This window comes from Gordonia sp. CPCC 205515, from assembly GCF_048537925.1.
Taxonomy (GTDB): domain Bacteria; phylum Actinomycetota; class Actinomycetes; order Mycobacteriales; family Mycobacteriaceae; genus Gordonia.
Genome location: NZ_JBCLVJ010000007.1, coordinates 554,806 through 575,313, shown reverse-complemented (window position 1 = coordinate 575,313; position 20,508 = coordinate 554,806). Strand labels below are relative to the sequence as shown.

Below are 20,508 nucleotides of genomic sequence, written 5' to 3'. Positions count from 1 at the left end.
CGCTCACTCGACGATGCGACCCCACCGTCGCATCGCACGGGTGAAACTCGACCAGTCCCGGTAGCCGAGGCGTTCGGCGACGCGGGCGCGCGGGATCGACGGATCGCGAAGCAGGTCGTGGGCGAGCCCGCGTCGGACGTCGTCGTGGATGGCACGGTACGACGTCCCCTCGCGGGTGAGTCCGCGGCGCAGTGTTCGCGTCGAGTAGTGCAGGTCGGTGGCGCACTCGTCGAGGGTGCGGTCGAGGGAGCGCTGCTCGAGCAGATACGCCCGTACCTGCCCGGCGACGCCGTGCGAGTGGAGCCGTTCCTCGCGCAACCGTTCGCAGTGTTCGGTGATCACCGACATGGTGTGCGGGTTGCCCATCGGCAGCGGTAGGTCGAGGTAGCCGCGCTCGAAGATCAGTTCACTGCGGTCGCAGCCGAAACGCACCGGCACCCCGAAGACGTCCGCATAGATGGTGCGGGCGTCGTCGGAGTCGACATCGTGCGCGAAATGCACCTCGATCAGCGGGTCCACGTCCTGCCCGGCGAACAGTTCGCGCTGCATCTGCATGCTCGCGCTGAGATCGCGTTCGGTGACGAAGGTGGCGATGTCGTCGGGCACGCCGTCGGTGAGCACCCACAGCGACCACCGGTCGTCGGCGATGAGTTCCCCGCTGAAGGTCGCGAACGCGAATGTCAGCGGCGAATAGCGCAGTCCGGCGCGCACCATCTCCGACACCACCGAACACGACTGCAGCAGGTAGCCGTAGTAGCCATACGAGGTCAGGTGGTATTCGCGGCCGATCTGGGCGCCGAGACCTGCCGAAGCGTCGAACGCGGCGAGCAGGTTGCGGATGACCGCGATCTCCTGCTGCGCCTCGACCAGCCGGTCGGTATCGCGGAGGTCGTCGGGAGACAGCCCGGTGCCGTCGAGCAACGAGCCGAGTGCGCAACCGTGGGCGTCGGCCCAATCGCACATGATGGCGATGCCCGCGGTGGTCCGCGGGTGATCCCAGGGATCGTTCATGTGCGCGAAGACCGACGTCGGGGAGTCTTCGCCGAACATCTCCCCGTCGATGTCAGCGATCAGCGACACAGCTCGTCCTCTCCGTCACACGGTGTTGTGAGCAGTATCACTGGTGCTGCCGGGTCGGGGCAACGACCAGCGGCAGTCGTGGCTCGATCGCTCGTACAGTGGTTGGCGACGCCGTCGACGAAAGGCCAACACCTGATGGACCCAGCTGTCACTCCTGCCGCCGACCAGGCGATCGACGACATAGCCAAACGGCACGGACTGTCGAAGGAAGCCGTGCTGGCCATGCTGCTCGCGTTGCGCGCCGGTGGCGGCCGAATGGCCCAGTTCTCCATCCCCGAACTCGGTGGTAGCGGTCAGTGGATGCGGGGCGGCATGACGATGGTCGGCGACATGTTCGACAACTCACTCAAGGTACGCGTCGATGCCCTGTGTACCGAGCTGGCGCAGCTCGTCGACAGCACCCAGGTATTCGCGGCGACCCCCGCTCAGAACCAGGCCGCAGGGTTCGGCACCGCGAGCACCAACTGGTGGCCCGAGGGACTCGGGGTGCCGAGCTCCACCGGGGCGCAGAACGGCGTGCGGTACGCGATCTTTCCCGGCACCCGCCGTCTCGTCGTCGAATCCGGTGGCGCGGCACGGGTGTACGACACCGGTGACCACCGGATCGGAGGCGTTCAACAGCAGCAGGGCGGACCCGCCGGCACGTTGAGCTTCACCAGCCAGCTCGGCACATTCGACGTGTCGAGCCTGCGCGCGCTGGACGACGATGCCGTCGCCCAAACCCCGGCCGCGGCACCCGCACCCGACCACCAGGCGAAGCATCGAGCCGAGACCCCGCCGGTCGCCGACGTCGCCACGCCCTCCACGTCGGGCACCGCGGACGGCTCCGACGCCGTCATCGCGGCGATCGAGTCGCTGGCCGGCTTGCACCAACGGGGCATCCTCACCGACGAGGAGTTCACCGCGAAGAAGGCGGAGCTGCTGAGCCGGTTGTGAGCGCGGCACCGAGCGCCTGACACCATCCGATCCGGCATCGGCACCGAACACCCCATGCCGGGGTCATCCCTGTGCCCATACCCTGGGGCTATGAACGGAGGCCGGAATGACCGATGATCTCGTCGTGCTCGTCGACGCCGAGTGCCGACCGCGAGGCACGGCGCCGCGACAGAGCGTGCACGGGACCGACACCCCGTTGCACCTGGCCTTCTCCTGTCACCTGGTCGATTCGGTCGGCCGCATCCTGATGACCCGCCGCGCGCTGTCCAAGACCACCTGGCCCGGGGTGTGGACCAACTCCTACTGCGGACACCCGCGCCCGGGCGAGAACATCGAGGACGCGGTCGCGCGGTATGCGCCCCGCGAATTGGGACTCGAGGTCGACGACCTGACCTGCGTACTTCCCGACTTCAGCTACCGCGCTGTCGATGCCGGCGGGGTGGTGGAGAACGAGATCTGTCCCGTCTACTGGGGCCGCGCGATCGGGCGACCGATCCCCAACCCCGACGAGGTGATGGATTACGTCTGGACGCCGATCGACGACGTCTGGGCGGCGGCGATCCGCACGCCGTGGGCGTTCAGTCCGTGGTTCGTCGAGCAGGTGCACGCGCTCGGTCCGCGCCCTTACGACGAGGTCAAGTGGGCGTCATGACCGCGACCACGCGCCGGCCGTCCGACCAGGATGATTCGCGTCCCTACCACCACTACGACGAGGTGGCCGAGGAGAGCGCAGCCCTGGTCATCAAGTCCTATTCGTCGTCGTTCGGACTTGCCTCGCGGCTGCTCGCGAAGCCTGTTCGGCGCGACGTGCACAACATCTATGCCCTCGTCCGGGTTGCCGACGAGATCGTCGACGCACCTCGGCCCGGGCAGACCGAAGCCCAGCGACGCGAGGCCCTCGACAACCTCGAGGCCGAGGTCTCCTCGGCGCTGCATACCGGTTCGAGCAGCAACCTGGTGGTCCACGCGTTCGCCCGCACCGCGCGTCGCACGGGCATCGACCCGACGCTGGTGACCCCGTTCTTCTCCTCGATGCGCGCCGACCTCGACTGCACCGTGCACGACGAGAAGAGCCTCGCCGACTACATCTACGGATCGGCCGAGGTCGTCGGATTGATGTGCGTGCATGCGTTCCTCGCCGACGAACCACAACGCAAGGCGCGCTACGACCAACTCGCGCCCGGCGCGCGGCGTCTCGGCGCGGCATTCCAGAAGGTCAACTTCCTTCGCGACCTCGGCGAGGACAGCGGACAACTCGGACGGCGCTACCTGGTCGGCCTCGACCCCGACAACCCCACCATCGAATCCTGGCGGCGGTGGCTCGATGACATCGACGCCGATCTCGCCGCTGCGGCCGAAGCAATCCCGTTGCTGCCCAGCGGAACCCGCGTCGCCGTCTGCGCCGCCCACGACCTGTTCGCCGAACTCGCCCGACGACTGCGGAGCACTCCACCGGAAATCGCCTGTCGCACGAGGGTGCGCGTGCCGGGACCGCAGAAAGCGCGGATCGCTGCGTCGGCCGCCGTTCGTCGTGGAGTGCCCCGTACCCCGACCGAAGTCTCGGTGTCGTGACGGCTGGGAATCGGCGGATCGTCGTTATCGGCGGTGGAGTCGCGGGCCTGGCGACCGCCGCGCTACTGGCCGCCGACGGCCATCAGGTCGACCTCGTCGAGAAGAATCCGACCGTGGGTGGGCGTGCCGGATCGTGGGAGCGCGACGGCTTCCGCTTCGACACCGGTCCCTCGTGGTGGTTGATGCCCGAGGTTTTCGACCACTTCTTTCGACTGCTCGGCACCTCGACCGACGAGCGACTCGACCTCGTGCGGCTCGACCCCGGATACCGGGTGTTCTTCGAGGGCGACGCCGAGCCCATCGAGATCACCGGCGACGAGCAATCGAACCGCAAGGTATTCGACGCGGTCGAGCCCGGGGCCGGCGCTGCGCTGGACGGCTACCTCGCATCCGCCCGACGCGCATACAGCCTTGCGGTGCAACGCTTCCTGTACACCAACTTCGATTCAGCCGCCGCCTACCTCGGACCGACCGTGCTCAAGAATGCGCGGGAGTTGGTCGGGTTGCTGGTGCGAAACCTGGATGACTACATCGGCGACCGCTTCACGGACCGCCGTCTGCGACAGATCCTGGGCTATCCGTCGGTGTTCCTGGGGTCCTCGCCCGACCGGACGCCTGCCATGTATCACCTGATGAGCTGGCTGGATCTCGCTGACGGAGTGCGTTATCCGGCAGGCGGTTTCACGACTCTGGTGGATGCGCTCGCCGACGTCGCTGCCGAGCAGGGGGTGCGGATACACACGTCAACCGCCGCCACCGGCATCGTCACGCGACCCCGAAAGCGACGGACGCCACGGGGGTCTCGAGCGGCGGTCAGCGGAGTTCGGGTGCGCGACGCGGCCGGCGCCGAGCGGGTGCTCGACGCCGACGTTGTGGTCGGCGCAGCCGACCTGCATCACGTCGAAACCCGACTGCTGCCGCGCGAACTCCAGACCTTCCCGCAGAAGTGTTGGGACAAAGCGACATCCGGCCCGGGTGCGGTGCTGGTCTACCTCGGGGTGCGTGGTGAGCTGCCCGAACTGGCGCATCACTCGCTGTTCTTCACCGAGGACTGGACCACCAACTTCGACGCGATCTTCGAAACACCCACGCGCATACCCGATCCCGCATCGCTCTACGTGTGCCGCCCGTCGGCGACGGACTCGACCGTGGCACCCGGCGGACACGAGAATGTGTTCGTGTTGGTGCCGGTACCCGCCGACCCCGGCCTCGGCTCCGGCGGCGAGAACCGGGACGGCGACACCACGATCGAGGAGATCGGCGACCGCGCCATTGATCTCGTTGCCAAGTGGGCCGACATCCCCGACCTGGCGGACCGCGTTGTGGTGCGACGCACCGTCGGCCCGGCCGACTTCGTGACCGACGTGAACGCCTGGTCCGGCGGCGCCCTCGGGCCCGCACATACGTTGCGGCAGAGCGCCTTCTTCCGGGCATCCAACCGATCACGCAAGGTCGACGGATTGTTCTACGCCGGCCACAGCACGACACCGGGCATCGGATTGCCGATGTGTCTGATCAGTGCTGAACTCGTGCGGAAGCGATTGCGGGGGGACAAGTCGGTGGGGCCGTCGTCGGTCCAGGGTGGTTGATTGCGAGCCCTTCGTGGCTCGGCTGGCGCCTCGCACCTCAGGGAGCGGAAGCTGGCAGAACTCAGAGCGTTAAGACCCGACGAGGTCGGCGACGATCTGGGCGGAGAGCATGACGAGGGGGAGGCCGCCGCCGGGGTGGGCGGAGCCGCCGACGAGGTAGAGGCCGGGGACGGGGGAGGCGTTGCGGGGGCGCAGGAATGCGGCGCGGGGGCCGTTGGACGACGTGCCATAGATTGAGCCACCCGGCGTGCGAGTGCGACGTTCCAGATCGGCGGGGGTCAGAATGATGCGGTGCCGCAGGTTCTTTCGGAGCTCAAGGCCGCGATCGGCCATCACGTCCAGGATGGCGTCCGCGTAGCGATCCGCCAGACCGTCGGCATCCCAATCCATTCCGGCATCTGGGTCGTGTCGGGGCGCGTTGACCAACACGAACCACGCGCCCGTCTTCGGACCGGGAACGATGGCCGGGTCGTCGGGGGCGGACACATACACCGTGGGTCGGGGGACCGGTCGCGGCGGACCGTGCCGGCCGAAGACTGCGTCGAACTCGGCGTCGTAATCTTCGGCGAACAGGATGTGGTGGTGCGGTTGGGGCGGTGGATCGTCGACGGCCAGCAGCAGCACGAACCCCGACAGCGAGGGTGTCGCGCGGCGGATGCGCCGCAACGCCCGTGCCGCACCGCGATTCTTCAGGAGATGTCCGTACACCTGTTCCGCGTCGGCGTTGGCGACGATCACCTCGGCGCAGCGTCGTGTCCCGTCGGCCAGCACCACACCGTCGGCTCGGCCGCGCCTGTTGGTGGGGATCTCCGCAACCGCGCAACCGGTTTCGACGACACCACCCAACTGCTCGAGTCGCTCGCGAATCGCCGTGGCGATCCGGCCGAGTCCACCCGGCACATACCAGGAGCCCCAGGCCTGTTCGGCCCACGGCACCGAGGCGAGCGCGGCGGGTGCCCGCCGCGGATCGGAACCGGTGTACGTCGCATAGCGATCCAGCAGCATGCGCAGTCGTGGGTCGTGCAGATGGTGGCGCCCCACGCCGCGCAACGTTTGCCAGGGCGCGATCGTCGCGACATTGCGAGGTCGCGACGCACTCACCAACGACCCGACACCGATGGGTGATTCCAGAAACGTTTCGTGGGTCAGGTCCCAGATCGATTGCGCACGTGCGAGAAACGACGACCACTGATCACCGCGACCGGGCCCGAGCGCAGCATCGAGCGCTTCGGGAATCGCCGCGAGGTCGCCAGGCAGATCCAGGTCGGTCCCATCCGGGAAGCGATACCGGGCCGCGATCTCCAGTCGCTGCAGTTCCACATAGTCGTCAAGCCGACCTCCGGTGGCGGCGAACAGATCTCGTAGCACTTGCGGCATCGTCACCAACGATGGCCCGGTGTCGAAGACGAAGCCGTCCTTCTCCACCACGCCGAGCTTGCCACCGATCTCGGCGGCCTGCTCGAGGACCGTTACGAGGTGCCCCTGCGCCTGGAGCCGAAGGGCCGCGGCCAGGCCGCCCACGCCGGCGCCGACGACGATCGCCTCACTCATTCGCGCACGGCCACCGGCCGGCCCTTCCACTCCGGTGTTCCCCACTGGTGTGCGACAACCGAATCCGCGATCAGACCGGTGAACGCCAGCATCGAGATCGGATGGGCCAGCACATCTGGCCACACCCGTCCACCGGTGACCCGCGCGGAGATCGCCCGCGACGCCACGCCGGCGAGAAAACCGACCGCCCCCGCACCCGAACCGCGCAGCATCGCAATCGGCGGGACCACATGGGTGACATTGAGCGCGACCACCACCGCGAGAGTCCCTGCGGGAGAACCGAATGCTGACCACAGGGATTTGCGATAGCCCTGCCGTAGTGCCGCGCCGTCGTCGTACATGCGACACGTTGCGAGCCGACTGCCCTCGGTGACGACGCCGCGTCCGCCGACCCGCTTGACGGCACGGAGCAGAGCGATGTCCTCGATCACCTCACCTCGCCCCGCCTCATGGCCGCCGGCACGCCGGTAGGTGCCCGCGTCGAGCGCCATGAACTGCCCGTTGGCTGCGGACAGCGACGGCCGTGCTGATCGTTCCGCGATCCGCAGCGGTAGCGTACTCATCCACGACCACTGCAACAGTGGCTGCACCACCCGCTCGGATACCGTCTCCGCGCGCTGTCGCGGATAGGGGCTGACCAGGTCGAGGTGAAGTGTGCGGAGTCCTCCGACCGCCGCGACAAACGCGCACGGCTCGACCCGCACATCCGCGTCGACGAAGATCAGCACGGTGGACCGCTGCCCCGATTCGGCCGCACGCGAGGCCAATTGTGCACAGGCCCACGGCTTACCCAGCCAGCCTGGAGGGGTCGGCGTGCCCGCGACGACCTCGACGCGGCGGTCGCGCATCGCGACGTCGGCCACGAGATCACCGGTACCGTCCGACGATTCGTCGTCGAGCACAATGACCCGACCCGGCCCCGGCCACCGATCCAGCGCAGCGAGTATCGCGGTGAGACATGGCACGACGTTGTCGGCTTCGTCGCGCACCGGAAGCAGCACGACGATGGGTTCCGGTTCCGGTGTCGCGCGGGGATCGGGTCGTCGGATCTGCAGCGCATTGACCACGGTGAGGCCGAGTGACGCCACCGCAGTCGCGGCCCCGACGCGAACCACGGTGTCCCACAGATCAGATCCGCGCACGATCACCTCCGCGGAGCACCACGACCAAGAGCGGCACGGCAATCGCACCCATTATCAGCCCGCCGACCAGCGCCACCGGTGGCCGACCGAAGAATACGGCGTGCGCCATCACCGAGGAGAAGTACGTCCAGAGGTAGATCGTGATCGGCAGCGCGTCGTCCGTCGGCCTGCCGAGCAACCGGTCCAGGACCGCCATCATCACCAGCGCGACGAGGAACCAGCCGGCGAAGTTGGTCAACGGAATCCCGTCGACCCCCGGGAGCGACGGTTCGGGATGGTGCCAGCGCCAATACCCCTGGTCGACCATCTGTGGATCCAAGAACACATCCCACGCGGTAAGCGCGCATGCCCCGACAACCACAGTGGCCCAAGGCCGTTGCGTGCCGGTCAGTCGGCGAGCCGCGACCAATGCGGGCCACGCCATCATGATCCACGCCAACGGCACCACGATCGGCACTCCGAACAGCTCGGGTCCGAGGGTTCCGGTGTAGTCGTAGTCGCCGAATGGGACACCCGTATGCACGCCCACTGATTCCGCGATGAGCCCGCCGCCTCCTGCGACCGCGGCGAGGATCGCTGCGGCCGATGGGCCGACGGTGGCCGCCACATGCACGAGAACTGATGCGGTCAACAGCACCACGCTCGCGATCGTCAGACCCAGTGTGCCGCCGTCGACGTACGGGAAGGCGCACTGGACGACGAACGTCGCCGCGAACAACACCCAGCCGAGTCGAAGCAGGCGCGAATGGCGGTGTCCGGTCGAGGGAAGCGTCAAGAGCCGGCTCACGGGGTGTGTCCTCGATAGTGTCCACTGACCTCGGTCACCGCGAACCGCGCGAACAACTCTTCGGCGTACCAGCGTTCGGGATTCGTGCGGCGGATCGCGGCGCGATGTTCCGGTGAGCGATAGGCGAATTCGGTCAGGTCGGCGGCCGACTCCCACAGCGAGAACGTGCCCTGCAGGCCGATCGGTGCCTCCCCGATCCCCAGCGCCAGTTGCAGGCCCGGCGCGTCGGTGAGTTCGCTCACCACCGGCGGCACCGCACGCCAGAATGACAACGCGCGTGTAGGGCGCAGGCGGGCGCGCGTAATGGCCGCGACCGGGCCGGACCACTCGCGGGAACCCGTTGGTGCGCCAAAGGGTTCGCGACGCGCCCACTGCCCACGACTGGTCAGCGGCCGTAACCGGACGCTCAGTTCCTCGGTGCTCGCCGTCGTCCACGACCGCACCAGCTGCGACGACGCACCTGCGTCCGCGGCGGCTTCGTCGTCCCACACCGACACCAACGCCCAATGATGAGGATCGGCGTCACGCGGGGTGAAGGTGCGGGCCGATCCGGTACCGAGTAGCTTCCCGAATCGTAGACCCGGCACCTGTCGCAACGCCCGTCGTCCACCGGCCATCCGCCGCAACGCCCCGAGAGTGCTGCGTACACCCCAGATCCGCACGTCGACCACCGGAGTGCCCGGATCGGTCATGAGGTCCGCCAGACGCACCGCGCGACGAGGTCACGCAACGCGACCCGCGTCATCAGGTCGACCGGTAACTCGTCGATCGCCTGTTCCGCCTCGGCTGCGAGCTGGGTGATCCGTTGCTCCACATAGTCCGCCGCGCCGGTCTCCTCAAACACCCGGCACACCTCGGCGAGTCCCTCTTCGGTGAGGTCGGGATTCCCGAGGTTCTCCGAGAGATGCTGTTGCTGAATCGGATTGGCACGTTCGGCGGCAACCGCGACGAGAAGTGTGCGTTTGCCCTCGCGGATGTCGTCGACGACGGGTTTGCCCGTCTGCGCCGCATTCCCGAAGACGCCCAACAGGTCATCGCGCAACTGGAAGGCCTCACCGGCGATCAGGCCGAGGGACTCGTAGGCACCCATCAGTTGATCGGAGGCGCCGCCGAGCGCACCACCGAGCCGGAGAGGATGCGCGACAGTGTATTTGGCGCTCTTGAAATGCAAGACGAGTTGCGTGCGGGACTTGGAGGCGGTCGGCAGGGTTTGACCCAGAATGTCGAGATATTGTCCGCCGATGGTCTCGTCGCGCATCGTCGACCACACCGCGCGGGTGCGGCGGCGGATCGGTGTGGGCAGCGCGGACACCGCGTCGGCGATCAGGTCGTCGGACCAGGTGAGGCAGAGGTCGCCGGCCAGGATGGCGATGGCCTGTCCGAAGTCGTCGGACTCCCCGGCGAGTCCGGTGCGCCGATGTCGGTCGGCGAAGTGCCGATGTGCGGTCGGTAGTCCGCGCCGCTCGTCGCTGTGATCCATCACGTCGTCGTGGATGAGTGCGGCGAGATGGAAGAGTTCGATGGCGGCGGCGGTCTCGAGTGTCCCGTCCGGCAGCTCGCCGCCGGTTGCGCCGCGCGCACCCCAGAGACAGAACGCGGCGCGCAACCGTTTACCGCCGGTGAGGGCGCGTTCGAAGTAGTCCGCGAGTGGGGCGACGTCGGGGTGGATGCCGGTCAGCAACGCCGTATGCGCAGCGACGTGTTCTCGTAGAACCGCATCCACGCCCGACACGTCGTCGCGGGCGCACGCCCTGATATCAGGATCACGGGTATCCGCGCGTGGGCTTCCAGGAGGCGACACACCCAGCATTCGGAGCCGTCGCCGTCCCGGATGGGACCGACGTGCTCAGGGTTGCCGGGGGATTCCCGCGACGGTCACCGAGCCCAGACCCTCGACCACACATTCGGCCACCCCGCCGTCGAACGGGAGCGCCGCGGTGGCGGCACCGGCGAGGATGACATCCCCGGGCCGCACCGGCAGTCCGCGTTTGATCGCCATGCGTTGCGCCTCCCGGACCGCCTCGATCGGATCACCGAGGATGGCGGCGGTGGTACCGGTCACCTCTTGCCCACCGACAGTGATCCGCACCGCGGCATCCGGAACAGCCTGCAGTGGCTGCCATTTCCCGACGACGAAACCGGCGGCCGAGGTGTTGTCGGCGACGACGTCTTCGTGGGTGAACCGGAAGTCGCGGTAGCGGGAGTCGATGATCTCCATGGCCGGGGCGACCGCGTCGACGGCGGTGGTCAGGTCGAAGTCGGGATCGTCGAGATCGACGTGCTCACCCACCCGGTAGGCGACCTCGGGTTCGATGCGCGGGTGGATGAACCGCGCGAGATCCACCGATCCGCCGTCGTCGACCTGCATGGCATCGGTGAGTCGGCCGACGATGACCTCAGCGACCCCCATCTGCGCCATCTTCGCCTTGCTGGTGAAGCCCATCTTGATGCCAATGATGCGTTCACCGCGTGCCTGGCGACGCTCGATGAGTTCGGCCTGCACGGCGTAGGCGTCGTCGAGGTCGAAGGTGGCGGTGTCGGCGAGGCTCGGGGTGTCGGTCACCGACACCAACGCCGAATCCAGGACATCGGCCAGGGCCGTGATGTCGGCGGTCATGGAGGCCCCCTTCGTCATCGTGATCCTACGGTCGCCGACGGTTCGCGGTCGGCGAGATCCAGCGCGATGTCGACGATGAGATCCTCTTGACCGCCGACCAGGCCGCGTCGGCCGACCTCGACCAGGATCGACCGGACATCGAGGCCGTAGCGGTCGGCGGCGACCTCGGCGTGCCGCAGGAACGACGAGTACACCCCCGCATATCCGAGGGTGAGGGTTTCGCGATCCACCCGCACCGGCCGATCCTGCAGCGGCCGCACCAGATCGTCGGCGGCATCCTGCAGTGCGAACAGGTCGCTGTTGTGTTTCCACCCGTTGAGGTCGGCGACCGCGATGAACGGTTCGATCGGGCAGTTGCCGGCTCCCGCACCGTGCCCGGCCAGTGACGCATCCACGCGGTAGGCGCCCTCCTCGACGGCGGTGATCGAGTTCGCCACGGCCAGCGACAGATTCTCGTGGGCGTGGATACCGATCTCGGTGTCGGCGTCGAGCACGTCCCGGTAGGCACGCACCCGGTCACGGACGCCGTCCATGGTGAGACGGCCGCCGGAGTCGGTGACGTACACACAGTGCGCGCCATAGGATTCCATCAGCTTGGCCTGCCGGGACAGCTCGGCGGCGTCGGTCATGTGGCTCATCATCAGGAAGCCGGAGACGTCCATGCCGAGTTCGCGGGCGGTGCCGATGTGCTGGGCGGCGACGTCGGCCTCGGTGCAGTGCGTGGCCACCCGCACCGACCGCACCCCCAGGTCGTAGGCGTGCTGCAGTTCCTTGATGGTGCCGATGCCGGGAAGTAGCAGGGTGGTCAGCCGGGCGTGGTTCAGGTTCGCCGCGGCCGCCTCGATCCACTCCCAGTCGGTGTGGGAGCCGGGACCGTAGTTGAGGCCGCCGCCGGCGAGTCCGTCGCCGTGGGCGACCTCGATGCCGTCCACCCCGGCTGCGTCGAGGGCGGCGACGATCCGGCCGACGTCGGTGGGAGTGATGCGGTGGCGGACGGCGTGCATGCCGTCGCGCAGGGTGACGTCCTGGATGAAGAGTTGGGTGGTCGGTTCGGTGGTCATCGTGCCTCCGTGGTGGTGAGTGACGCGATGGTCTCCGCGTAGCGCAGACCGGCCGACGTCATGATGTCGAGGTTCCCGGCGTAGGCCGGCAGATAATGGGCGGCGCCCTCGACCTCGAGGAACACCGACACCTGGTGGGTTGCGCTCCCGGCCTCCGGCGCGAGGGTGTGCACTGGCTGTCCCTCGGGCACGGGACTGATCTGCACCTCGTGCTTGAGTCGGTAGCCCGGCACGTAGCGCGCCACCTCGGCGACCATGTCGACGACGGACTGACGGATCTTGTCGTGGGTGGCCGGGTCGGCGTCGGCGATCAGGCAGAGCACGGTGTCGCGCATGATCAGCGGCGGCTCGGCCGGATTGAGGATGATCACCGCCTTACCGCGGCCCGCGCCGCCGACCGCTTCGATGGCGTGACTGGTGGTCTCGGTGAACTCGTCGATGTTGGCGCGGGTACCCGGACCTGCCGATTTGGACGCGATGGACGCGACGATCTCCGCATAGGGCACCGGCGTCACTCGGGACACGGCGGCGACGATGGGGATCGTCGCCTGCCCGCCGCAGGTCACCATGTTGACGTCGGGGGCATCGCGGTGGTCGTCGATGTTGACCGCCGGCACCACGTACGGGCCGATCGCGGCGGGGGTGAGGTCGACGAGACGCTTGCCGAGCGGCAGCAGCTTCTCGGCGTTGGCGACATGCGCCTTGGCCGAAGTGGCGTCGAAGATGATGTCGATGTCGTCGAACTCGGGCATCGCGATCAGCCCGTCGACGCCGTCGGCGGTGGTGGCGACGCCGAGCCGACGGGCGCGGGCCAGGCCGTCGGAGTCGGGGTCGATGCCGACCATCGCGCGCATCTGCAGATGTTCGGCGGTGCGGAGCACCTTGATCATCAGGTCGGTGCCGATGTTGCCGGAACCGATGATGGCCACACCGGTCTTGGTGTCACTCATTTGGTCTTCTCCTTGATGAAAGTGGCGGTGACCGAACCGAGTCCGCTGATCTCGGCGGTGACGGTGCAGGGGCCGGTAACCGCGGCCATCGGGCCGAGCGCACCGGACAGGATCACCTCGCCGGCGCGCAAAGGATCGCCGAAATCGCGGGCGGTGATCGCCAGCCAGCGCAGCGCGTTGAGCGGATCGCCGAGGCAGGCGTCGCCGGTGCCGGCGGAGATCTGCGCGCCGTCGACGGTCATGGTCATTGACGCCTCGACCGGAGTGAACTCGTCGAGCGTGCGATGCGTGGTGCCGACCACGAAGCGGCCGCTGGACCCGTTGTCGGCGACGGTGTCACCGAAGGTGATGTCCCAGTTCGCGATCCGACTGTCCACGATCTCAATGGCCGGTGCGGCGTAGGCCACGGCGGCGCGGATCTGCGCGGGATCGAGATCGCCGTCGGCGAGATCGGCGGCGAGGACGAAGGCGACCTCCGCCTCCACCTTGGGCTGCAGCAACCCGGCGAGCGAGGTGCCCGACTCCTCGGTGTCGGCCATGTCCTCGAGCAGCACACCCAGGTCGGGCTGATCCACACCCAACTGCTGTTGCACGGCTGGGGAGGTGAGCCCGATCTTGCGTCCGACGACGTGGGCGCCGGCGGCGATGCGGGCATCGATCTGGGTGCGCTGCACTGCGTAGGCGGCGGCCACGTCGTCGGTGCCGATCAGGTCGCGCACCGGCGTGCACGCGGTCCGGGTGATCTGGGCGGTACGCAGCCGCTCGGCCGCGTCGGCGATCGCCGACGTCGTGACCGATGACTCGGTTGTGTTCATGAGGTGTCCAATGCTCTGCGGGGTGTCGAGGTCCACTGTTGCGGCTGGTAGAGGGGCGGGCCAGCGTTTGGTTCCGGTGAGCGGAACTCGGTGGGTAGGGTGGCTGGCGTGGATCCGACAACCGTGCTGGGCAAGGTCATGCTGGTGCTGCACGCGTTCCGCATCGACGACGCGGTGCTCGGGTTCGCCGAACTCGGCCGCCGCACCGGGCTGTCCAAAGGCACCCTGCACCGCGTGCTCGCCGACATGACCGAGGCGCGGCTCATCGACCGCACCGACGTCGGCTACCGCCTCGGCAGCCACCTGTTCGAACTCGGGATGCGGGCCTCGGTGGAACGCAGCCTCATCGAGGTGGCCACCCCGTTCATGGAAGACCTCTACGTCCGCACCGGCGAAACCGTGCATCTCGGCGTCGTCGACGGCGCCGAGGTCGTCTACCTGTCCAAGATCGGCGGACATCGACAGGCTGCCGCGCCGTCGCGGGTTGGCGGCCGAATGCCGTTGCACTGCACGGCAATCGGTAAGACTCTGCTCGCGTTCAGTAGCGAGGGGCTGCGCGATGAGGTGCTGAGTCGGCCGCTCGTCCGGCGCACCCGGCACACCGTCGTCGCACCCGGAACTCTGCGCACCCAACTCGACCGCATCCGAAACGACGGTGTCGCTTACGAATTCGAGGAATCGGCGGCCGGTGTGGTCTGTGTCGGCGCGCCGATCTGGGAGAACGACGACCTCATCGGGGCGGTCAGCGTGACCGGCCCGTCGCACCGGTTCCGCCCGCAGGCGCACGCCACGATCGTCCGGGCGGCGGCCGACAACGTCGGCCATGCGCTCACCCGACGAGACGAATTGCGGTCGTAGTCTCACGCGCGAACGCGCCGGCCACTATCCTGACCGCATGCATTGCGTGGTCGTGGGTGGGGGACTGGCCGGCCTGGCGTCGGCGGTATGGCTGACCGAGGCGGGCCATCGGGTGACGCTGCTGGAGCGGCGCGGATCGCTTGGCGGGCGCACCATCTCGATACCGTTGGCCGTCGTCGACGACGTCCCCGACAACGGACAGCACGTCTTCGCCAGCGGCTACCAGCACCTGATGCGCTACCTCGACAGCGTCGGCACCCGCGACCACGTCTGCTTCCCCGGACGCATGACGATCCGCATGCCAGGCGGCGCCACCCGTCGATCGGGCTTCGGTGGCCTCGACGGAGTGCGCACCGCCGTCGGCGATCTGCCGGGCGTGCGCGGCCTCGACAAATTGCGCACCGCACGCGCCCAGGCGACTCTCATCCGGCAGGCGCTTCGCCAGCCGTCGTGGCTCGACGAGATCACCGCCGACGAATGGTTCCGGCGCATCGGCATGCCGCAGTCGGCGCGCGACGCCCTCTGGGACGGCATCGTCATCGGCCTGACCGGCGATAAACCCGACATCTCGTCGGCGAAGGTGCCCGCCGACCTGCTGGTCACCGGGATGCGTCGCGCCCGCGAAACCCGCACCCCCATCTCCATCGGCTACCCGACGGTCGACCTCGACACGCTGTTCCTCGACGGCGCGGAAAAGGTGTTCGCGGACAACGGAGTCGAGATCCGGCACCGAGCCGTCGTCAGTTCGGTCGACGTCGCCGACGGCACGGTCACCGGCGTCACCCTGGCCGATGGGGAGCAGGTGCCCGCCGACGCGGTCATCTGCGCGGTACCCGTCTGGAACGTGCACGGACTGCTCGATCAGGTACCCGGCCATGAGGAGATCTACGCGGCGGCAGAACAATTGACGCCCGTCCCCATCGTCAGCGTCAACCTGTACCTCGACCGCTCCATCGGTATGAGCGATTGGGGAGAGGTCCTGCATGGCGGTGAGGGCGTGCTGGAACAAGTCTGGGATCGGCAACGCATGCACGGTCGTGACGCGTCGCAGAATCACTTCTACTCGACGACCGTGTCGGCGGCCTACGAGCTGACGCACAAGACGAACGCGGAGATCACCGAGATCCAGATGGAGATGCTGCGCAAGTACTTCCCGGACGCCCGCGACGCGCAGGTGCTCCACAGTCATGTCGTGCGGATGCCGAAGTCGACGTTCGCCCAGCGTCCCGGCACCGCCGGCATTCGTCCCGACCAGCGCACCGCAGTCCGTGGGCTGGCTTTGGCCGGCGATTGGACCCGCACCGACTGGACCACCACCATGGAGGGCGCCTGCCAGAGCGCGGCCCGCGCCGTCGAGGTGATTCTCGAGTACGCCAACACGCCAAGTTGACCCGCATGGGTGACACCGGAATCGTCGCCGTCCCCGCACACTGGACCCGTCAGCCGTAACCGCTGCACCCCGCCGGAGTGGGCGCACGGCGTGCCGTGGTGCGCCAATGTCGTTGGCGTCGGCAATGATATTCGGCATGACCGAATCCCCGCAGCGGGTGTGGCGTGTAGGAGTCGTCGATGATCACGAGCAGATCGTGCGTGGGCTGCGCGCCACCCTCGACGACCAGACCGACATGGACCTGGTGGCCGGCGCCGGTACGGTCGCGGAGCTGTTGGCCGTGACCGCCGACATCGACCTGGTACTCCTGGACCTCCGGCTCGACGACGGCACCTCCCCGATCACCAACATCGACACCCTCGCCCAGGCTGGTATCCCGACTCTCGTCTACACCTCGGGCGACGAGATGTACCTGGTCCGGCAGGCCGCGAGCGCCGGCGTTCTCGGCGTTGTCCGTAAGAACGTGCGGGAATCAGAGCTATTGGCGGCAATTCGGCAGGCGCTCGCCGGCGACACCGTGCCCGGCATCGACTGGGCCGCGGCCATCGACTCCGACTCCGGATTCGTTGACCTGTCCCCGCAGTTGCGCCGAGTGCTGGAGCTTTACGCGGCGGGGGAGTCGTCGGCCCGGGTGGCCCGTGAACTCGACATCTCCGCCGAAACCGTCAGCGACTACGTCAACCGCATCCGCTCCCGCTACACCACCGCGGGACGGCCGGCGCCGACGAAAACCGACCTGTACAAGCGTGCGATCGAGGATGGATGGCTGCCGATACCGCGGCGCTTCCGCCGCTGACCGTCGACGACGACGAACGCGACCAACTCGCCGGCCGACGCATCCTGCGGTTGATGTCGGTGTTCGTCTCCGTCGGCTACCTTGCGTACGCGGCGATGACTGCGTCCATGGTCGTCGACTCGCTGCCCATCATGGACACCTGGTGGACGGTCTCGGCGCTGATCCTCACGTTCGGGACCGGGATCGCATTGGGCCCACTGAGCTGGCGCGGCGATATCCGGCGGATGCGGATCGCTGCGGCAACCGCCTCGGCGGGGTACCTGCTCACCCTGGCGCTGTGGTGGTTCGGATGGAACGGGACGGTCATGGACACGGTGAGCGGTATCTGGTTCTCGCAGTTCTCGGGCCTGCCGGCGATCGCCTCGGCACTGGCTTTCCGGGCGGTCATCCCGTTCGTCTACCTCGCGGTCGTCAGTGTGTCCACCGTGGTCATCAGCCACGCGTCCCGATTGCCGGAACTCGGCGGCCCGATCGTCGCGGATGTCGCGTGGGCCTTCTCGTTCTCGCTGATCTTCGTGGCCGCGTCGGTGATGGCGATCCGAACCGCGGGCATCCTCGACGCCACCCGCGCCCGTGCCTATCAGGTGACCGCCGACGTCGCGGCGGCGCGGGCACGATCAGCCGAACGGTCGCGGTTCGACGCATTGACCCACGACAACGTCATGTCCACGCTGCTGCTGGCCGCACGCCGCGGCGCCTCGCCGGAACTGGCGCAGGACGCGCATGCCGCGCTGCACGCGGTGGATCAGGCGGGGCAGGGCCAGGAACCGCTCTCGGTCACCGCCTTCGAGGCGACCAGCGCGGTCCGGGCCGCGGTCGCACTCGTCGATCCCGCACTCCGGGTGGCTGTCGACGGAGCCGAACTCGACGAGGCATATCCGGGCGCCGCGGTCTCCGCGATGGCATCGGCCACCGCCGAAGCGGTGCGCAACAGTCGGCGGCATGCGGGTGCGGCGGCAACCGTGGAGGTAACGGTGGTGGCTGAACCGGATCGGTTGCGTGCCGAGGTGGTCGATGACGGGGTCGGCTTTGACCCCGACGTGGTGGCGGCATCCCGCCTGGGAATCGCGGTCAGCATCCGAGGCCGGATGAGCAAGGTCAACGGTGGTGCCGCGCACATCGATTCGCGCCCTGGGCACGGCACCCGGGTGCTGCTCGAGTGGGTGCGATGACCGAACCGCATTACGCCCCCGCCGAGCGCGAAGATGTCCGCGATCTGCTCGGTATGCGGCAACCCGGTGCCTGGCTGGTGCTGGGTGCATTCCTCGCCTCGACGTGGACCGCCACCGCATTCGTCCCTCGACGGGGTGTCGCCCGTCTGGCCGACCATCGTCGCCGCACTGATCCTGACCGTGGGTGCGATCGCCATCGTGCAGGTGCCAGGCGATCCGCTGTCGATGCCGATGACGGTAGCTCTCACTTCGGTGGGGCCATTGGCGTGCGGCTTCGCGCTGTCGGTGACGCCCAGCGCTGCGGCATCCTCAGTATTGGTCACCTGGGTACACGGTGGTGCGGTCGCGATCTACACGTTCATGTGCGTGCGCGGCCGGCGGGTGGCGCCGTGGATAGGGCTGGCTGCCGAAGCCGCGATATTCGCCTGGTGGGGCCATTCGGTCGGGCATTCGATGGTCAGCAGCGCCGGATTGGTCGCCATCGACGCCGCACCGCTCATCATGGCAACGCTGTTCTCCTTCACCTTGCGGCCGACCGCGAAGGAGGTGTTTGCGTTGCGCTCGCAGACCATGACCCAGGTCGGACAGCTCGCGGCCGAGACCGCGGCGACCGAGGAACGTCTCCATCAGGTGCGGTTTCTCGATCAGATGGCCCGGCCGCTGCTCGAGCGAATCGCGTCCGGCGACGAACTCACCGCCGCCGAACGAACCGAGTGCGAACTGCTCGAAGCCCACCTGCGTGACCGGCTGCGCGCTCCGCTGATGTCGACACTCAACCTCGACGACCCCGCCTATCGCGCCCGGACCCGCGGTGTCGAGGTGGTGTTCATCGACGACTCCCGCGCAGACAGCTCCGGTGGAGTCGACGTGGACTCCCGGGTGGCGGCAGCGGTGGAAGAACTGGCGAGTGAGGTCCTCGACGCCGCGGACCACGGGCAGGTGTTCGTGCGGGTATCGGCGCCTGACCGCCCGATCGCGGCATCGGTGCTGCGTCGCGGAACCGACGGATCCAGCGTGCGATCCGAGATCGATCAGACCGGCCGGATTCGTTCCTACAGCTGACCCCACGTTCGGGGGCACCCGAAGTTGTGTCTGGCCGCTTTTGTCGGGTCTTCGTAACGTCATGGTGAGAGTTCGTTTCACGCATCCTCGAGGAGACGCCCCGATGACCGAGCCGCTGCCGTCCGAACCGTTGCCGTCGCGTCCGATTCGGTTGCTCAGCGATCGTGAGGTCGAGGTGCTCACACGCTGGTTGGTCAGTGAATCGAAACGTGAAGTGGCCCAGGCACTGTTCATCACCGATGCGACGGTGCACACCCATCTCGCGCGGATTCGGGGGAAGTATCAAGCGGCGGGCCGCCCGGCGAACACCAAGGTCGCGTTGCTCATACGGGCGATCGAGGATGGTTACGTCACGCTCAGCGATGTCGCGCGACAGATCGGGCTGGAGCCCAGTGCGGCGACCGGCGCGGCCATCATGTCGGTGGCCCGATCGTAACCGTGCGTCAGCTGTCGCGCCGCGCCCAGCCGTCGCCGCTGTCGGTCAGTTGCGCCAGTTCGAGGTCCCAGGCGTGACGCCGGAACCGTCCGAGCATCCACCCGGCGGCCATCACGAACAGGATGGACGCAGTGATCGCGCCGACGTAGAAGGTGGTCGCGACCAGGACGGTGTTGGCCATGGCGTCGGCCGAGGTCATCGGCTCGGTGCTCGGCTTGCCCTCGTCGTCGACGTAGAGCGGGAACTGCTCACCGGTGTCGACCGCAGAGTCGACGTGCACCGACTGGACGTGGGCGACCGAGTTGTAGGACCAGCGGGCCTCGACCATGGAGTCCCCGCCGTCCGGCGTGAGCAGCGACGAACTCTTCTCGTTCGCGGTCGCCTGCACCGTGTGGACGGCCGCGGTTTGTCGCGCCTGCGTCTCGAGGAGTGAGCTGTGAATGTGTTGTCCCACCGACACGGCCAGCGGGATGGCGATCACCGCGAAGATCACGGCGATCCAATGGGCCAGCGCCTCAAACCGATCCGATGCGCGGACCAGGGGATTGCGACTGGCGAGTCGGGAGATGGGCCATCGTCTGGGCACTAAAATCGATTCGGCCATTATCCGAGTTCACCTCCCGAGCACACGTACCTCCACGGTGCCACCGGGGAGGTCGTCGATGCCAGTTTGATCCCGCGGAACGGGAGCAAT

General features: G+C 68.0%; 21 protein-coding genes. 10 read left to right on the top strand and 11 right to left on the bottom strand.

Annotation, left to right across the window (positions count from 1 at the left end; all coding sequences use genetic code 11):
- Window positions 1-3: 3 nt before the first annotated feature.
- The gene (locus AAFP30_RS11775) at window positions 4-1,080 is read right to left on the bottom strand and encodes an AraC family transcriptional regulator ligand-binding domain-containing protein (protein ID WP_419230089.1); all 1,077 of its coding nucleotides are present in this window, start codon (window positions 1,078-1,080) and stop codon (window positions 4-6) included.
- Between the two features lie 135 nt (window positions 1,081-1,215).
- Here AAFP30_RS11775 and AAFP30_RS11770 point away from each other — a divergent pair, with 135 nt between their 5' ends.
- The 4 genes from AAFP30_RS11770 to crtI all read left to right on the top strand — a co-directional run bounded on the left by AAFP30_RS11770 (window position 1,216) and on the right by crtI (window position 5,177).
- A complete protein-coding gene (locus AAFP30_RS11770) occupies window positions 1,216-2,016 on the top strand; it encodes an SHOCT domain-containing protein (protein WP_419230087.1) in 801 nt (266 codons plus the stop codon).
- Between the two features lie 106 nt (window positions 2,017-2,122).
- Window positions 2,123-2,668, top strand: coding sequence for an isopentenyl-diphosphate Delta-isomerase (idi, locus tag AAFP30_RS11765; RefSeq protein WP_419230086.1), 546 nt, complete (start codon window positions 2,123-2,125; stop codon window positions 2,666-2,668).
- Window positions 2,665-3,588 (top strand): phytoene/squalene synthase family protein, encoded by a 924-nt coding sequence (locus AAFP30_RS11760; protein WP_419230084.1) that lies wholly within the window; start codon window positions 2,665-2,667, stop codon window positions 3,586-3,588. Before idi ends, AAFP30_RS11760 begins: the two co-directional genes overlap by 4 nt.
- Window positions 3,585-5,177 carry a phytoene desaturase family protein gene (gene crtI / locus AAFP30_RS11755; RefSeq protein ID WP_419230083.1) on the top strand — a complete coding sequence of 531 codons (1,593 nt, stop codon included), beginning with the start codon at window positions 3,585-3,587 and terminating at the stop codon, window positions 5,175-5,177. Before AAFP30_RS11760 ends, crtI begins: the two co-directional genes overlap by 4 nt.
- A 69-nt stretch (window positions 5,178-5,246) precedes the next feature.
- Here crtI and AAFP30_RS11750 read toward each other — a convergent pair whose 3' ends face one another.
- The 9 genes from AAFP30_RS11750 to AAFP30_RS11710 are packed head-to-tail and all read right to left on the bottom strand — an operon-like array spanning window position 5,247 to window position 14,100.
- A complete protein-coding gene (locus AAFP30_RS11750) occupies window positions 5,247-6,728 on the bottom strand; it encodes a phytoene desaturase family protein (protein WP_419230082.1) in 1,482 nt (493 codons plus the stop codon).
- Complete coding sequence (locus AAFP30_RS11745; protein ID WP_419230080.1) at window positions 6,725-7,870, bottom strand: glycosyltransferase; 1,146 nt, start codon at window positions 7,868-7,870, stop codon at window positions 6,725-6,727. The genes AAFP30_RS11750 and AAFP30_RS11745 overlap by 4 nt, the downstream gene beginning before the upstream one ends.
- Window positions 7,857-8,657: a carotenoid biosynthesis protein gene (locus AAFP30_RS11740; protein WP_419230079.1), complete on the bottom strand. Its 801-nt coding sequence runs from the start codon at window positions 8,655-8,657 to the stop codon at window positions 7,857-7,859. The genes AAFP30_RS11745 and AAFP30_RS11740 overlap by 14 nt, the downstream gene beginning before the upstream one ends.
- Window positions 8,654-9,349 (bottom strand): monooxygenase, encoded by a 696-nt coding sequence (locus tag AAFP30_RS11735; RefSeq protein ID WP_419230078.1) that lies wholly within the window; start codon window positions 9,347-9,349, stop codon window positions 8,654-8,656. Before AAFP30_RS11735 ends, AAFP30_RS11740 begins: the two co-directional genes overlap by 4 nt.
- The gene (locus AAFP30_RS11730) at window positions 9,346-10,467 is read right to left on the bottom strand and encodes a polyprenyl synthetase family protein (RefSeq protein ID WP_419230076.1); all 1,122 of its coding nucleotides are present in this window, start codon (window positions 10,465-10,467) and stop codon (window positions 9,346-9,348) included. Before AAFP30_RS11730 ends, AAFP30_RS11735 begins: the two co-directional genes overlap by 4 nt.
- 36 nt (window positions 10,468-10,503) lie before the next feature.
- Window positions 10,504-11,274, bottom strand: coding sequence for a 2-keto-4-pentenoate hydratase (locus AAFP30_RS11725; protein WP_419230075.1), 771 nt, complete (start codon window positions 11,272-11,274; stop codon window positions 10,504-10,506).
- 14 nt (window positions 11,275-11,288) lie between these two features.
- Complete coding sequence (gene dmpG, locus AAFP30_RS11720) at window positions 11,289-12,335, bottom strand: 4-hydroxy-2-oxovalerate aldolase (RefSeq protein ID WP_419230074.1); 1,047 nt, start codon at window positions 12,333-12,335, stop codon at window positions 11,289-11,291.
- The gene (locus tag AAFP30_RS11715) at window positions 12,332-13,285 is read right to left on the bottom strand and encodes an acetaldehyde dehydrogenase (acetylating) (RefSeq protein ID WP_419230073.1); all 954 of its coding nucleotides are present in this window, start codon (window positions 13,283-13,285) and stop codon (window positions 12,332-12,334) included. The genes dmpG and AAFP30_RS11715 overlap by 4 nt, the downstream gene beginning before the upstream one ends.
- Complete coding sequence (locus AAFP30_RS11710) at window positions 13,282-14,100, bottom strand: 2-keto-4-pentenoate hydratase (RefSeq protein ID WP_419230072.1); 819 nt, start codon at window positions 14,098-14,100, stop codon at window positions 13,282-13,284. Before AAFP30_RS11710 ends, AAFP30_RS11715 begins: the two co-directional genes overlap by 4 nt.
- A gap of 138 nt (window positions 14,101-14,238) precedes the next feature.
- Here AAFP30_RS11710 and AAFP30_RS11705 point away from each other — a divergent pair, with 138 nt between their 5' ends.
- The 6 genes from AAFP30_RS11705 to AAFP30_RS11680 all read left to right on the top strand — a co-directional run bounded on the left by AAFP30_RS11705 (window position 14,239) and on the right by AAFP30_RS11680 (window position 19,814).
- A complete protein-coding gene (locus AAFP30_RS11705; RefSeq protein ID WP_419230166.1) occupies window positions 14,239-14,958 on the top strand; it encodes an IclR family transcriptional regulator in 720 nt (239 codons plus the stop codon).
- A gap of 37 nt (window positions 14,959-14,995) precedes the next feature.
- On the top strand, window positions 14,996-16,348 hold the full coding sequence (locus AAFP30_RS11700; RefSeq protein ID WP_419230071.1) for a hydroxysqualene dehydroxylase: 1,353 nt from the start codon (window positions 14,996-14,998) through the stop codon (window positions 16,346-16,348).
- A 136-nt stretch (window positions 16,349-16,484) separates the two neighbouring features.
- Window positions 16,485-17,144 carry a response regulator gene (locus AAFP30_RS11695; RefSeq protein ID WP_419230070.1) on the top strand — a complete coding sequence of 220 codons (660 nt, stop codon included), beginning with the start codon at window positions 16,485-16,487 and terminating at the stop codon, window positions 17,142-17,144.
- Window positions 17,111-18,316, top strand: coding sequence for a sensor histidine kinase (locus AAFP30_RS11690; RefSeq protein WP_419230068.1), 1,206 nt, complete (start codon window positions 17,111-17,113; stop codon window positions 18,314-18,316). The genes AAFP30_RS11695 and AAFP30_RS11690 overlap by 34 nt, the downstream gene beginning before the upstream one ends.
- Before the next feature lie 135 nt (window positions 18,317-18,451).
- A complete protein-coding gene (locus tag AAFP30_RS11685; protein ID WP_419230067.1) occupies window positions 18,452-19,378 on the top strand; it encodes a hypothetical protein in 927 nt (308 codons plus the stop codon).
- Between the two features lie 103 nt (window positions 19,379-19,481).
- Window positions 19,482-19,814 carry a response regulator transcription factor gene (locus AAFP30_RS11680; protein ID WP_419230066.1) on the top strand — a complete coding sequence of 111 codons (333 nt, stop codon included), beginning with the start codon at window positions 19,482-19,484 and terminating at the stop codon, window positions 19,812-19,814.
- Between the two features lie 7 nt (window positions 19,815-19,821).
- Here the strand turns inward: AAFP30_RS11680 and AAFP30_RS11675 are convergent, their stop codons facing one another.
- Window positions 19,822-20,418 (bottom strand): hypothetical protein, encoded by a 597-nt coding sequence (locus AAFP30_RS11675; protein WP_419230065.1) that lies wholly within the window; start codon window positions 20,416-20,418, stop codon window positions 19,822-19,824.
- Between the last annotated feature and the right edge of the window lie 90 nt (window positions 20,419-20,508).